Here is a 13,953-nt window from a genome sequence, read left to right as displayed (position 1 = left end):
CGGACCGCGGACCTCGCGGGCATCCCCGCAAACCCTAGAGGCGGCCCGTCGGGCCCGCATCTCGCGACGCGCCGGTATCGGAGCGCCGTGAGGGCCGTCACAGCGGGGCTCAGGCCCCCGAGGCCGCCTTGCGGACGGCGCCCGCGACCGCACCCGCGACCTTGTCGTTGAACACCGACGGGATGATGTAGTTCGCGTTCAGCTCGTCCTCGCCCACGACGTCCGCCAGCGCGCTCGCGGCGGCCAGCATCATCTCCGTGTTCACGGTGCGGGACTGAGCGTCCAGCAGACCGCGGAAGACACCCGGGAAGACCAGCACGTTGTTGATCTGGTTCGGGAAGTCGGAGCGGCCGGTGGCCACGACGGCGGCGGTCTGGCGGGCGATGGCCGGGTCCACCTCGGGGTCCGGGTTCGCGAGCGCGAACACGATCGCGCCTTCGGCCATGGCGGCGACGTCCTCGCCGGACAGCACGTTCGGGGCCGAGACGCCGATGAACACGTCGGCGCCGACCACGGCCTCCTTCAGCGTGCCCGTGTAGCCCTCGGGGTTGGTGTTGTCGGCGATCCAGCGCAGCGGGGAGTCCGCGGCCGCGTCGACGAGGTCGGGGCGGTCCGCGTGCACGACGCCGTGGATGTCGGCGCTCACCGCGTTCTTGACGCCTGCCGCCAGGAGCAGCTTGAGGATGGCGGTACCGGCCGCGCCGGCACCCGACATGACGACCTTGACATCGCCAACTGCCTTGCCCACCACGCGCAGTGCGTTGGTGAGCGCCGCGAGCACGACGATCGCGGTGCCGTGCTGGTCGTCGTGGAAGACGGGGATGTCGAGGGCCTCGCGCAGCCGGGCCTCGATCTCGAAGCAGCGCGGCGCGGAGATGTCCTCCAGGTTGATGCCCGCGAAGCCCGGGGCGATCGCCTTGACGATCGCGACGATCTCGTCGGCGTCCTGGGTGTCGAGGCAGATCGGCCAGGCGTCGATGCCGGCGAAGCGCTTGAAGAGGGCCGCCTTGCCCTCCATGACGGGCAGTGCGGCCATCGGGCCGATGTTGCCGAGACCCAGTACGGCGGAGCCGTCGGTCACGACTGCGACGGAGTTGCGCTTGATGGTGAGGCGGCGCGCGTCCTCGGGGTTCTCGGCGATCGCCATGCACACGCGGGCCACGCCCGGGGTGTAGATCATCGAGAGGTCGTCACGGTTGCGGATGGGGTGCTTGGACGACATCTCGATCTTGCCGCCGAGGTGCATCAGGAAGGTGCGGTCGGAGACCTTGCCGAGGCTGACGCCCTCGATGCCGCGCAGCTTCTCGACGATCTCGTCCGCGTGCGCGGTGGAGGTCGCGGCGATGGTGACGTCGATCCGGAGCTTCTCGTGGCCGGATGCGGTCACGTCGAGGCCGGTGACGGATCCGCCGGAGGACTCCACGGCGGTGGTGAGCTGGGAGACCGCGGTTCCGCTCGCGGGCACTTCCAGACGGACCGTCATCGAATACGAGACGCTGGGCGCCGTTGCCATGGCCGTGTTCCTCTTCTGTCCCTGGTTCGCTGTAACACACAGAGCCCCGCTGCACAGCAGGTGCGGCAGGACCTGTTGTCCGATCGTCCCACCTACCAGCCAGTACAAGGTAACCAGCTACAAAATTCGGAAAGACTCTTCCACCATACGAGATACCAGGGGCGTTCGGAATGGTGGGGTCATACGAAACAGGTCCGCGCCCCCCACTGGTGGGGGACGCGGACCTGGTGATTCATACGCTGACGACACCGACCCGCCATGCTCGCCTCGCGGCAAGTGGTCGCTCTGAGCGACGAAGGTTGGGCCCGGGGGCTTGGATCGAGTCGGTGCCGTAACCAGGCTAACAAAGGATCGCCGAAAGTGATCCCCCTGCTCGCGCTCGTATCCGAGCACCACGCTCCCGGCCGCCGCCCATCCGGCCGTACGGGGCCCTGAGCGGGCCGGGACCCCGGCGATGAACCGCCACCGCCGGGCCGATCGACAGACACCCCTCAGGGCAGCAGCAGCTCCGGCACTCCGTGCGCGTCGGGCTTGTCCCGGTCGGCCGAGACCACCGTCAGCTGCTGTGTCGCGCGCGTCAGCGCCACGTACAGCACCCGCAGGCCCGCCGGGGACTCGTCCGCGATCTCCGCCGGGGAGACGACCACCGTGGCGTCGTACTCCAGGCCCTTGGCCTCCAGGCTGCCCAGCGCCACCGCCCGCTCGCCGAGGTCCGCGAGCCAGCCCGCGGCCTCCGCGCGCCGGTCCATCGCCACGACCACGCCGACCGTGCCGTCCACCTGGTCCAGCAGCCGCCGGGTCTCCTCCCGGACCGCGGTGCCCAGATCGCCGCCGGCGGCCGTGAAGCGCGGCTCCAGGCCCGTCGAGCGCACCGCCGACGGCGGCTCCATGCCGGGCATCGCCAGGCGCAGCACCCGGGAGGCGACCTCGGCGACCTCGGCCGGGTTGCGGTAGTTGACCGTCAGGGTGAAGCGCCGGCGCGGGCGGGAGCCCAGGGCCTCGTCGCGGGCCGCGGCCGCCTCCTCCGGATCCGTCCAGGAGGACTGCGCCGGGTCGCCGACCACCGTCCAGGTGCCGTGCCGGCCGCGGCGGCCCACCATCCGCCACTGCATCGGCGTCAGGTCCTGGGCCTCGTCCACGATGACGTGCGCGTACTCGGTGCGCTCCGCCGCGAGCCGCTCGGCCCGCTCCCACTGGGTCTCCTCGCGGGTCGGCATCAGCTCCTCCAGCCCGCTGAGCTGGTCGAGCGGGTCCATCTCCCGTCTGCGCCTGGGCCGCGCCGGGGCGCCCAGCAGCAGCTGGATCTCGTCCAGCAGCGCCACGTCGTGCACCGACAGGGGGCCCTTGCCGTCCGGGCCCACCCGGCGCAGCGAGCGGGCCAGCTGGCGGCTCTCGCGCGGGTTGAGGTCGCGGCGCGACCAGCGGCCGAGGTGGCGCTCGTCGGCGAGCGCGGCGAGCACCGCCCGCGGGGTCAGCTCGGGCCACCAGGCGTCGAGGAAGCCGATGAAGGCGTCCTCGGTGGAGATGTCCTCGTCGAAGGCGGAGCGCAGTTCGGCGGCCAGCTCCGGGTCGCTGTGCCGGCCGGCGCCGCCGGACTTCGCGTAGAGGGCGTCGAGGAGCAGCTTGCGGGCGCGCGGGCGCAGCAGGTTGACCGGGGCGGTGCCGCTGAGCACGTTCTGCCGGATCCGGTTCAGCTCGTCTGCCTCCAGCTCCTGGCGGCGGCCGAAGGCCACCACGCGCAGCCGGTCGGGGGCACCGCCCAGCTCCAGTGCGCCGCGTACGGCCTTGCGGAGCACCTTGAGCATCCGGGAGGAGCCCTTGACGCGGGCCACGGCCGGGGAGTCGTAGGTGGTGGCCTCCGCGCCGTCGACGAGCGAGCCCAGCGCCCGGATGGCCACCTGGCCCTCCTCGCCGAGCGAGGGCAGCACGCCCTCGGTGTACGCGACGAGCAGCGGGGTCGGCGAGACGATCAGGATGCCGCCGGAGTAGCGGCGCCGGTCCTGGTAGAGCAGGTAGGCGGCGCGGTGCAGGGCGACGGCGGTCTTGCCGGTGCCGGGGCCGCCCGCGACCTCGGCGACGGAGGCGGCGGGGGCCCGGATGACCAGGTCCTGCTCGGCCTGGATGGAGGAGACGATGTCGCGCATCGAGTGCGTACGGGCCCGCCCGAGGGCGGCCATCAGGGCGCCGTCGCCGATGGCGGGGAGCTCCCGGCCGTCGAGGAAGGCGGTGACCTCGGGGCGCATCAGGTCGTCCTCGACGCCCAGCACCTTGCGGCCCTTGGAGCGGATGACGCGGCGGCGCACGACCCGGCCGGGCTCCTTGGGCGTGGAGCGGTAGAACGGTGCGGCGGCCGGCGCGCGCCAGTCGATGACGAGCGGCGCGTAGTCGGAGTCCAGGACCCCGATGCGGCCGATGTGCAGCGTCTCGGCGATGTCGGCGGTGAGGTCCTCGCGGATCGCGTCGTCGGCGGGCTCGACGGAGGTGTACGCGCCGTCGGCGCCGCGCTCCCCGTCCTTGCCGAGCACCAGGTCGATGCGGCCGAAGAGGAAGTCCTCGAACTCGTTGTTCAGCCGGTTCAGGTGGATACCCGCCCGGAAGACCTGCGCGTCGCGCTCGGCGAGCGCGCCGGGCGTACCCACCTGGCCGCGCTTGGCGGCGTCGTTCATGAGGAACTCGGCCTCGTGGATCTTCTCCTCAAGGCGTCGGTACACCTGGTCGAGATGCGTCTGCTCGACCGCGATCTCCCGATCGCGGACGGAATCCGCCGTGCTGTCGACAGCGGCATTCTGCGCGGCCACCAAGGCCCCCTTCTGACGTGCATGGGCGACCGTCAAAGGTACGCGAATCGGCCCCCTGTCCGCACGCCCGTTCCGGAACCGGTCTCGCAGGGTGGTACGCCTCTCACCGGGACCCTTACCCTGCCCCGGCCGCCAGGACCCGGCGGCGGTGCCGGGCCACGCGCTCCCGGTTCCCGCAGCGCTCGCTGGAGCACCAGCGGCGGCGGTGGCCGCGGGAGGTGTCCAGGTAGACGCGGGTGCAGCCGTCGCCCGCGCAGGCCCGCAGCAGCGCCCGGTCGCCGGGGTCGGTCAGCAGCTCGACGGCGTCCCGGGCGACGGCGGCGAGCAGCGCACCGCATTCCACGCCGCCGCACAACTCCCGTACGAGGTGGCCCTCCTGGTCCCGGACGGCGCACAGCCCCGGGGGTGGTCCGGCGGCCAGCGCGTTGACCCGGGCGAGGGCGTGCTCGTCCGTGTCGGTGCCGAGCAGCTCCGCCCGTACGAGGGTTTCCACGTCGGCGCGCAGGGACCGGAAGGCCGCGGCCCAGTCGGGCCCCACCCGGGCGAGGGGCGTCCGGTCGGGTACCAGGCCGGCGCCGGCGAGCCACAGCCGCAGCTCGTCACCGTCCGGGATCCCCTCGTAGGGGGCGAAGGTGGCCACCAGGTCCAGACAGACCCGCCCGGAATCGAACCGCATGCCGTCAGCCTCCCGTCGTGGGGGTGCCGTACCAGATTGCCGCCCGGCGGGTCACAGCGGAAGCCCCCGAACCGGTGGGTCGTCCTCCCGCCCGCGCTGCGCGCGCCGGCCCGATTCTGCCCCGTCGGCCATTTCGGGCTGCGCCGGCCCATTCCAGCCTCGCCGGCGTTCGAGGCGCCGGTCCGGGCGGAGCCCGGTGCCCGGCGGAGCCGGGTTTCCTGGGCTCCGCCCCAGACCCCGCGCCTCAAACGCCGGCGAGGCTGCAAGTGGCGGCGAGGCGGGATTGGCTAGGGCGTGTTTTAAAAGTAGCGCCGGGCGCCCGAAGGGCGCGGCTCGCGGCGTCTGGTGCCGTGCATCGCAAGGCGGAGGATCGCCCGCCTACTGGACGTAAGCGGGCGTTCCGACAACGCGGCGAGGCGCGGTGCCAGACGCCGCGAGCCAGGCGGGACTTTTAAAACACGCCCTAGGCCCCAGGAGGGTTGTCGTGGAGGAGGCGTTGGAAGAGGCGGTGGTCGCGCCAGGCGCCGTCGATGTGCAGGTAGCGCGGCGCGAGGCCGAACGGCTCGAAGCCCGCCTTCGTCAGCACCCGCTGCGAGGCCAGGTTGTCGACCAGCGTGCCCGCCTCCACCCGGTGCAGGCCCAGCTCGTCGCGCGCGACCCGGCAGACCTCCTCCACGGCCGCGGTGGCCAGCCCCTTGCCGTGCCAGGCCCGGTCGACCCAGTACCCCAGACCGCCGCTGCACAGCGGCCCGTACGCGATCGAGCCGAGGTTGATCGCGCCGACGGGCGTCCCCGTGGCCGTCTCGACGAACACGTACGGGACGATGCGCCCCGCGTCCCGCTCCGCGAGCACGCCCTCAAGCCGCTCCCGCTGGCCGTCCTCCGTGTAGAAGGCGTCCGGCCGGACCGGCTCGTAGCGCGCCATGTAGGCCCGGTTCCGTGCGAACGCCTCGGCCAGCCCGGCGGCGTCGCGGAGCACGACGCCCCTCATCTCCACCCCGTCAATGATCACCCCGGCACGCTAGCCGAGGACGCCCCTGGCCGTCACGGCGTCGGCCGGGAGCTCCCCGTACTTGGCCTCCCCGCCCGCGTCCAGCGACAGCCGGTACCCCCGCTTGACCACCGTCTGGATCAGGTTCGGGACCCCGAGGGCCACCCGGAGGCGGGCCATCGCCGTCTCCACCGCGTGCTCGTCCCGCCCCGCGCCCGGCAGCGCCCGCAGCAGTTCCGCGCGGGGCACCACCCAGCCCGGCCGCCGGGCCAGCGCCCGCAGCAGGGCCATTCCGGCGGGCGGTACGGGCCGCAGGTGCGCGTCCACCAGGACCGCGTGCCCCCGGATCTCCACGCGGTGCCCGGCCACCGGCAGCACCCGGGCCCGGCCGGGCAGCTCCTGGCAGAGCAACTGCACCAGCGGGCCCAGCCGGAACCGCTCCGGCTGCACCGTGTCCACCCCGTGCGCCTGCAGCGGCAGCGCGGTCACCGGCCCGACGCACGCCGACAGCAGCCTGCCGCGCAGCGCGTCCAGCACGGCCTCCCGCAGCCCCCGCTCCTCGGCCCGGGACAGCAGCGAGGCCGCCGCCGGAGCCGAGGTGAAGCTGACGGCGTCCACCCCGCCGCCGATCATCGCGTCCAGCAGCCGGTCCAGCGGCGCGAGGTCCTCCGGCGCCATCCACCGGTACACCGGGACCACCACCACATCGGCCCCGCCGGCCCGCAGCGCCTCGACGAAGCCGGGCAGCGGCTCCCCGTGCAGCTGGAGTGCGATCCGCCGGCCGTCCACCCCGTCCGCCAGAAGCCGTTGCAGTACCTCGGCGAGCGATTCCGAGTCCGGGGACCAGGTCTCCACGAGCCCGGCGGCCCGGATGGCGCCCTTCACCTTCGGCCCGCGCGCCAGCAGTTCGGCGGCCCGCAGCCGCTCCAGCAGTTCCTCGCCGACGCCCCACCCGTCGGCCGCCTCGATCCACCCGCGGAAGCCGATGGCGGTGGTGGCCACGACCACGTCCGGCGCGCGGCCGATCAGTTCCTTCGTCGCGGCCAGCAGCTCGCTGTCGTCGGCGAGCGGCACGATCCGCAGTGCCGGCGCGTGCAGCACCTGCGCCCCGCGACGGCGCAGCAGCGCGATGAGCTCGTCCGCGCGCCGGGCGGCCGTGACCCCGACGGTGAAGCCCGCGAGCGGGCCGGTGTTCGTGTCGTCCATCGTGACCTGCCTAGTGACGCATGTGGGGGCGGTACGGGTGGACCGAGTCTGCCCACACGTCGTGTCGGACTCGGTTCACCCGTATTTCGCCCCGGTTACACCGACGTGAGCTGCGGTTTCGTCTCGACCCCGACCGTGTGGATCACCGGGGCCACCGGGCGGCGAAGGTATACCGCCCAGGTGACCGCGCAGCACAGGGCGTAGAAGCCGAGGAAGGTGACGAAGGCGGCCGTCCCGGAGCCGGAGGTGCGGAACGCCTCCCGGAAGACCAGGTTGATGCCGAGTCCGCCGAGCGCGCCGACCGCCCCGATGAGGCCCATCGAGGCGCCGGAGAGCCGCCGCCCGTACGCGGCCGCGCTCTCGCCGCTCATGCCGCGCGCCAGTGCCTTCGCCTGGAAGATGCCCGGGATCATCTTGTACGTCGATCCGTTGCCGAGCCCGCTCAGGACGAACAGGGCCACGAAGCCGACGAGGAAGACCGGCAGCGAGGACCGCTGCGAGGCGAACACCACCACTGCGGTGGCCGCCGCCATCGCCATGAACGTCCCCAGGGTGATCCGCGCCCCGCCGAACCGGTCCGCGAGGGCCCCGCCCACCGGCCGGATCAGCGATCCGAGCAGCGGTCCCATGAAGGTCAGCGAGGCGGCCTGGAGCGGGGTGCGGCCGAACTGGGTCTGCAGCACCAGGCCGAAGGCGAAGCTGTAGCCGATGAAGGACCCGAAGGTGCCGATGTAGAGGAACGCCATGATCCAGGTGTGCGCGTCCTTCAGCGCCTCGCGGACCGCGCCGGTGTCGTTGCGCACGGGCGCCAGGTTGTCCATGCGTACGGCCGCCAGGACCGCCGCGATCACGATCAGCGGGAGGTAGGCGGCCAGCAGGTACCGGGGGTGCGCGGCCCCGGCGGTGGCGATGACCAGCAGCCCGGCGAGCTGCACCACGGGCACGCCGATGTTGCCGCCGCCGGCGTTCAGGCCGAGCGCCCAGCCCTTCTTGCGCAGCGGGAAGAAGGCGTTGATGTTGGTCATGGAGGAGGCGAAGTTGCCGCCGCCGACGCCGGTGAGGGCCGCGACGACCAGGAAGGTCCCGTAGGAGGTCCCGGGCTCCATCACCACGATCGCGGCGACCGTCGGCGCGAGCAGCAGCAGCGCGCTGACGACGGTCCAGTTCCGGCCGCCGAAGCGGGCCACGGCGAAGGTGTACGGCACCCGTACGAGCGCGCCCACGCAGGTCGCGGTGGCGATCAGGAAGAACTTCCCGGCCGGGTCGATCCCGTACGCCGGTCCCATGAAGAGGACCATCACGGACCAGAGCGACCAGATGGAGAACCCGATGTGCTCGGAGAACACGGAGTAGACGAGGTTGCGGCGGGCGGTCCGCTCCCCGGTCTCCTTCCAGAAGGTCTCGTCCTCGGGATCCCACTGCTCGATCCAGCGGCCCCCCTTGCGCGGTGCGGTCGTACCGGTCATCACACGCCTCCACAGCTCTCGCGTCCGTGGCACGACCGTAGGAACGGCGCGTTTCGGCCCCGGTCACCGCCTGATGACCGCCGGGAAACCTTGCTCTCACCCGCCGCCGGGGACACCTGTGAGCGCGGCCGGGCGCCAGCTCGCCGGGGGGACTTCCAGCCAGCCGCGTTCGCCGCCGAGCCCGGCCACGGCCCGGTGCAGCGCTTCGAGTCCGGGGTGGCCGAAACCCTTGCGCCACACCATGGACAGCGGGGACAGCGGTACGGGGTCGACCAGCGGCCGCTTCACGGACCCGGGCATGTCGACGAAGTCGACGGTCACCAGCACCGCATTGCCGGTCTTGGCCATGACCCGGCCGAACTCGTCCTTGCCGATGGCCACCGGGGCGGGCGGCGCCATCACGATCCCCCGCCCGGCGAACAGCTCGCGGGCGAGCCCCGTCCACTCCAGCGTGCGCGGGTTCCCGGCGCCCGCGTACACGGTCTCCCCGGCCAGCGCGTCCAGTGGTACGGCCGCCCGCCGGGCCAGCGGGTGCCCCTCGGGCAGCAGCACGGCGAGCGGCTCGTAGCGCACGGGCCGGTGCGCGAGACGCGAGCGCGTGACCGGGTCCAGCCCGTCGGCGTACCCGAAGGAGACGTCGAGACGCCCGGCGGCGATCTCGGCGGCGGCATGGGTCAGGCCGCTCTCCCAGCGGGCCATCAGCTCGCAGTCCGGGGCCAGCTCCCGGGCCCGCTCCAGCACGGCGCGCGCGGTGCTCGGCCCGTCGGTGTTCAGGTCGACGAGCAGCGGCCGGGGCGCGGCGAAGGCGGCGGCGACCGCCTCGTGCGCGGCGAGCACCCGCCGGGCCAGCGGAAGCAGCCGCTCCCCGTCGGGGGTCGGCTCGACGGCGCGGGTCGTACGGACGAACAGCGTGGTGCCGAGGGCCTCTTCGAGCCGCCGTACGTCCCGGCTCAGCGCCTGCTGGGCGACGTACAGCCGGGCGGCGGCGCGGGTGAAGTGCAACTCCTCGGCCACGGCGACGAACCCGCGCAGCAGCCGGGGATCCACATCACGGGGCATCATCCCGGGAGACTAACAACAGATCGGCGTGAATGGCCTCCGGACAGGTGTTGGACGGTTCGCCCGGTCCCGGCCGAGGGTGGTGGTCATGCCCCTCATGGCCGTCACCGGCAGCACCCTCGTCCTGGCCGCCCCGCCCGCCTCGCCCGCCTCGCCCGTCCCCGCCCGCACTCCCCCGCGCCCGCAGGGCCCCTACCGGCGCCTGTTCGCGCTGCCCGGCGCCCGCGGCTTCACCGCCGGGAACCTCCTCGCCCGTCTCCCGATGGGCATGTTCGGGATCAGCGCGGTCATGATGATCGCCGGCCAGCGCGGCTCGTACGCCCTCGCCGGCGCGGTCACGGCGACCGGCCTGGCCGCCACCGCGCTGGTCGCGCCGTGGACGGCCCGGCTGATCGACCGGCACGGCCAGGCCCGGATCGCCGTCCCGGCCACCCTGGTCGCAGTCCTCGGCTCGCTGTCCCTGGTCGTGTGCGTCCGGACCGGGGCCCCCGCCTGGACCCTCTTCGCCTCGTACGCCGCGACCGCCACCACCCCCAACATCGGCGGCATGTCCCGCGCCCGCTGGACGCACCTGCTGCGGGACTCCCCGGGCGCGCACCACACCGCGATGTCCTTCGAGCAGGCCGCCGACGAGCTCTGCTACATGCTCGGCCCGGTCCTCGCGGCCTTCCTCTGCTCGGTCGTGCTCCCCGAGGCCGGCACCCTCACCGCGGCCGCCCTGCTGCTGACCGGCATGCTGGTCTTCACCTCCTGCCGCGCCACCCAGCCCCCGGTGACGGCCGGTCCGCGCCGCGGCTCACCGCTGCGCGCCCTCGGCCCGCTGCTGCCGCTGTTCCTCGCCACGGGTGTGGTCTTCGGCTCGATGGAGATCTCCTCGATCGCGCACCTCGACGCCCTGGGCCTGGGCGCCGCCTCCGGCCCGGTGCTGGCCCTCCAGGCGGCGGGCTCCTGCGCGGCCGGCCTGCTCTACGGCACGATGCGCCCGCGCGGCCTGCGCACCTGCCTGCTCGCCATGGCCGCCGCGATGACGCTGCCGTGGCTCGCGGCGAGCACGGGCGCGCTCCTCCCGCTGGCCTGCGCGCTGCTGCTGGCGGGCATGGCCACGGCTCCGACGATGGTGACGGCGATGTCCCGGGTCCACGCGCTCACCCCGGAGGGCCGCCTCAACGAGGGCATGACCCTCGCGGTCACCGCCATCTTCGCGGGCATCGCCCTGGGCGCGGCCGCGGCCGGATCCCTGGTCGACCACCTGGGCCCGTCGACGGCCTACGCCCTCCCGGCCGCGGCGGCCACGGTCGCCCTGCTCCTGTCCGTGGCGGTCCCCCCGAGCCCAGTGACGCGGTAGCCGGGCCGACGCTCATGTACATGCAGTACATGCAGTACATGCAGTACATTCATTACATGAGCGAGCCAGTGATCGAATCAATGGCCGAGGTGCGTGCCCACTTGGCCGACGTCCTTGACCGCGCCCGCCGCGAAGACACCCCCACCATCGTCACCAGACGCGGAAAGGCAGAAGGCATCGTCCTCGACATCGACGAGTACCGACGCCTCAAGGCGATCGAGGAAGCAGCCGAGGACTCATGGCTGTCGAAGCTGGTCGACGCCGCCCGCGCCGACGATGACGGATCCTCGCTCAGCATCGAGGAAATGACCGCCGAGATCCTGCGCGGCGATGCGTGACCGAACGCCGACACCTGACCCGGTTCAGGACCGCCGCCCGCCGCGACCTCGGCAAGATCCCCCAGCCCGACGCGATCCGGATCCTGCGTCGTCTCGCCGAGCTCCAACAGGCTCTGGACGCCGACGACACGAACGCGTTCGACATCAAGGCCCTCCAGGGGCACCAGGCTCACTGGCGGCTCCGCATCGGGGACTACCGCGCCGTGTACACGCTTGACGAGGGACCGGACGGTGCGCTCGTCGTCACGGTGTGGGTCGTGGCCGTCGGCCACCGCCGGGAGATCTACCGAACCGTCTGACCGCATGCACCCATGACAAAGGCCCCGCAGCCGAGAGGCCGCGGGGCCTGTGCCCACATGGGATGAGTGGAGATGGCGGGAATCGAACCCGCGTCCAACGGTGCAGAAGCAGGGCTTCTCCGAGCGCAGTCCGCTGCGCTTTTCTCAGCCCCGGAGATCACACGGACAAGTCTCCGACGGGCTCAGTCACTGTTTGGTTTCCCTCCAACCCCCGTGACCGGGGCTAGAGGTTTAGATCCCTAATTGACGCCAGGATCCGGACCGGGACCACTTCCGGGCTGACGCTCCTCACAGAGGCTTCAGCTCACTGTTATTAGGCAGCGAGGGTGAAGCGGGAGTTATCGCTCTTGGAGTTGGCGATTATTGTTTGCGACATATGGTTAGCGAGATCATTGCCGCTTCCTCGGCTCGCTTCCCCTGCATCGACATCCGCTGTCGAAACCGATCATCCCCATGTTTTTTTAACAAAGTGCTCCACCCCGGGGGGCGGTGCTGACGCCATGGTACGCGAAGTCGACCACCGCGTGCCAGGTGATTAAACCGTGCCGCGCTGCTTGCGACGGATGGCCGAGATCGTCCGGTTCGTCTCGCGGGTGTCCTGCTTCTCCCGCATCGTCTGCCGCTTGTCGTACTCCTTCTTGCCCTTCGCCAGCGCGATCTCGATCTTCGCCCGGCCGTCCTTGAAGTACAGCGAGAGGGGCACGATCGTGTGACCCGACTCGTCCGCCTTGCGCTCCAGCTTGTCGATCTCCTCGCGGTGCATGAGGAGCTTGCGCTTGCGCCGGGCGCTGTGGTTGGTCCAGGTGCCCTGGCTGTACTCCGGCACGTGCACGTTGTAGAGCCAGGCCTCCCCGCTCTCCACCGACACGAAGCCGTCCACCAGCGAGGCCCGGCCCTGGCGCATGGACTTGACCTCGGTGCCCGTGAGCACGAGACCGCACTCGTAGGTGTCGAGGATCGCGTAGTCGTGACGCGCCTTCTTGTTCTGGGCGATCAGCTTGCGCCCTTTTTCCTTAGCCATAGTGCGGTCATTTTCGCACTACGGACCCACCCCGAGGCCACCCAATACCGTGACGGCCCGCTCCTCGACCGCCTCGCCGGCCGGCACGTCCGGGGTGATGCCGGCGCCGTCCAGGCTGCGGCCCGCCGGCGTGCGGTACGTGCCCACCGTCAGCTCGGCCACCGAGCCGTCCGGGAGCTCGGTCGGCATCTGCACCGAGCCCTTGCCGAAGGTCCGGCTGCCCACCGCCACCGCCCGGCCCCGGTCCTGCAGGGCGCCCGTCACCAGTTCGGCCGCGCTCATCGTGCCGCCGTCGACCAGGGCCACCAGCGGCCGGGTGGTGTCCCCGCCCTCGGCCGCGTACAGGACCCGCTGGTCGCCCCGTACGTCGTACGTGGCCACGAGCCCGCCGTCGAGGAAGGCGGAGGCGGCGGTGACGGCCTCGGTGACCAGCCCGCCCGGGTTGCCGCGCAGGTCGAGCACGACCCCCTCGCCTGGCGGGGCCGCGCGGACGGCCGCCTTGACGCGATCGCCGGAACCGCGGGTGAAGGAGACGACCTTGATGACCGTGACCCCGTCCGGGCGCTGCCGTACGGTCACCGGTTCGGTGCGCAGCTGCTCGCGGCGCACGGTCTCGGTGAGGTCGGCGCCGTCCCGGCTCAGGTTCAGCACGACGGGGGTGCCGGCATCGCCGCGCAGCAGGGCGACCACGGCGGTCACGGCGAGGCCGGTCACCGCGTGCCCGTCGACGCTCAGCAGCCGGTCCCCGGCGCGCAGTCCGGCGCGGGCGGCGGGGCTGCCGGGCTGGACCTTGTCGACCTTGATCATGCCGTCGGCGGCTCGCCCTGCCCACACCCCGACGCCGGTCCAGTGGCCGTCGAGGCCCTCGGTGAAGGCGGCGTACTCGCCCTGGTCGTAGACGGTGCCCCAGCGGTCGCCGCTGCGGCTGACGACCTCCTGGGCCGCCTTCTTGCCGGACTTCCCCTCGGCGACGGCCTCGGCGACTGCGCGGGCGACGGCCTCCCGGTCGGCGGTGCCCGCCTCGCGCGGGGTCTCGGCCGCGGGGGCGCCGGTCAGGGCCGCGGCGGCCGAGGCGCCCTCCTCGCGGTCCCAGCAGCCGGTGTACGCGCCGGCGCCGACGGCGGTGAGGAAGGCGATCGTCAAAACGGCCCCGCGACGCAGGTCGCGGGGCCGGAGACAGAAGGTGGGAATACTCGGCAAGCCCAGCATGGCGCCGAGTCTAGGACAAGCCCCGCGTCGGT

12 protein-coding genes and 1 other RNA gene are annotated in these 13,953 nt (G+C 72.6%); 3 read left to right on the top strand and 10 right to left on the bottom strand.

All coding sequences use genetic code 11. The features are described from left to right. Positions 1–109: 109 nt before the first annotated feature. The 7 genes from ACFY0D_RS36565 to ACFY0D_RS36535 all read right to left on the bottom strand — a co-directional run bounded on the left by ACFY0D_RS36565 (position 110) and on the right by ACFY0D_RS36535 (position 9,712). Positions 110–1,513, bottom strand: coding sequence for an NAD-dependent malic enzyme (locus tag ACFY0D_RS36565; protein ID WP_373037128.1), 1,404 nt, complete (start codon positions 1,511–1,513; stop codon positions 110–112). Positions 1,514–2,004: 491 nt separating this feature from the next. Continuing rightward, complete coding sequence (locus ACFY0D_RS36560; RefSeq protein WP_390802211.1) at positions 2,005–4,311, bottom strand: HelD family protein; 2,307 nt, start codon at positions 4,309–4,311, stop codon at positions 2,005–2,007. Between the two features lie 115 nt (positions 4,312–4,426). Then, entirely contained in the window at positions 4,427–4,987 is a 561-nt protein-coding gene (locus tag ACFY0D_RS36555; protein ID WP_390802210.1) for a CGNR zinc finger domain-containing protein, read from the bottom strand. Between the two features lie 463 nt (positions 4,988–5,450). Beyond that, complete coding sequence (locus ACFY0D_RS36550) at positions 5,451–5,978, bottom strand: GNAT family N-acetyltransferase (RefSeq protein WP_390802233.1); 528 nt, start codon at positions 5,976–5,978, stop codon at positions 5,451–5,453. Positions 5,979–6,008: 30 nt separating this feature from the next. After that, entirely contained in the window at positions 6,009–7,184 is a 1,176-nt protein-coding gene (locus ACFY0D_RS36545; RefSeq protein WP_390802209.1) for a uroporphyrinogen-III synthase, read from the bottom strand. Between the two features lie 95 nt (positions 7,185–7,279). Beyond that, positions 7,280–8,650, bottom strand: coding sequence for a nitrate/nitrite transporter (locus tag ACFY0D_RS36540; protein ID WP_390802208.1), 1,371 nt, complete (start codon positions 8,648–8,650; stop codon positions 7,280–7,282). Between the two features lie 96 nt (positions 8,651–8,746). Further along, positions 8,747–9,712 carry a LysR family transcriptional regulator gene (locus tag ACFY0D_RS36535; RefSeq protein WP_390802207.1) on the bottom strand — a complete coding sequence of 322 codons (966 nt, stop codon included), beginning with the start codon at positions 9,710–9,712 and terminating at the stop codon, positions 8,747–8,749. Positions 9,713–9,806: 94 nt separating this feature from the next. Between ACFY0D_RS36535 and ACFY0D_RS36530 the strand changes: the two genes are divergently transcribed. The 3 genes from ACFY0D_RS36530 to ACFY0D_RS36520 are packed head-to-tail and all read left to right on the top strand — an operon-like array spanning position 9,807 to position 11,691. Then, complete coding sequence (locus ACFY0D_RS36530; RefSeq protein WP_390802232.1) at positions 9,807–11,054, top strand: MFS transporter; 1,248 nt, start codon at positions 9,807–9,809, stop codon at positions 11,052–11,054. 20 nt (positions 11,055–11,074) lie between these two features. Next, a complete protein-coding gene (locus ACFY0D_RS36525) occupies positions 11,075–11,392 on the top strand; it encodes a type II toxin-antitoxin system Phd/YefM family antitoxin (RefSeq protein ID WP_390802206.1) in 318 nt (105 codons plus the stop codon). Further along, on the top strand, positions 11,389–11,691 hold the full coding sequence (locus ACFY0D_RS36520; RefSeq protein ID WP_390802205.1) for a type II toxin-antitoxin system RelE/ParE family toxin: 303 nt from the start codon (positions 11,389–11,391) through the stop codon (positions 11,689–11,691). The genes ACFY0D_RS36525 and ACFY0D_RS36520 overlap by 4 nt, the downstream gene beginning before the upstream one ends. A gap of 64 nt (positions 11,692–11,755) precedes the next feature. On the opposite strand, the gene ssrA is transcribed toward ACFY0D_RS36520, so the two are convergent. From ssrA to ACFY0D_RS36505, 3 genes are all read right to left on the bottom strand, one after another. Beyond that, positions 11,756–12,144, bottom strand: a transfer-messenger RNA (tmRNA) gene (ssrA, locus tag ACFY0D_RS36515). A gap of 82 nt (positions 12,145–12,226) precedes the next feature. Continuing rightward, positions 12,227–12,712, bottom strand: coding sequence for an SsrA-binding protein SmpB (gene smpB, locus ACFY0D_RS36510; protein ID WP_301370715.1), 486 nt, complete (start codon positions 12,710–12,712; stop codon positions 12,227–12,229). An 18-nt stretch (positions 12,713–12,730) separates the two neighbouring features. After that, positions 12,731–13,921, bottom strand: a complete 1,191-nt coding sequence (locus ACFY0D_RS36505; RefSeq protein ID WP_390802204.1) for a S41 family peptidase — start codon at positions 13,919–13,921, stop codon at positions 12,731–12,733. Positions 13,922–13,953 lie beyond the last annotated feature (32 nt).

The organism is Streptomyces sp. NPDC001502, assembly GCF_042894785.1.
GTDB classification, from domain to species: Bacteria; Actinomycetota; Actinomycetes; order Streptomycetales; family Streptomycetaceae; genus Streptomyces; species Streptomyces kutzneri.
The sequence above is the reverse complement of the archived record's forward strand: the minus strand, read 5'-3'. Positions and strand labels throughout refer to the sequence as shown.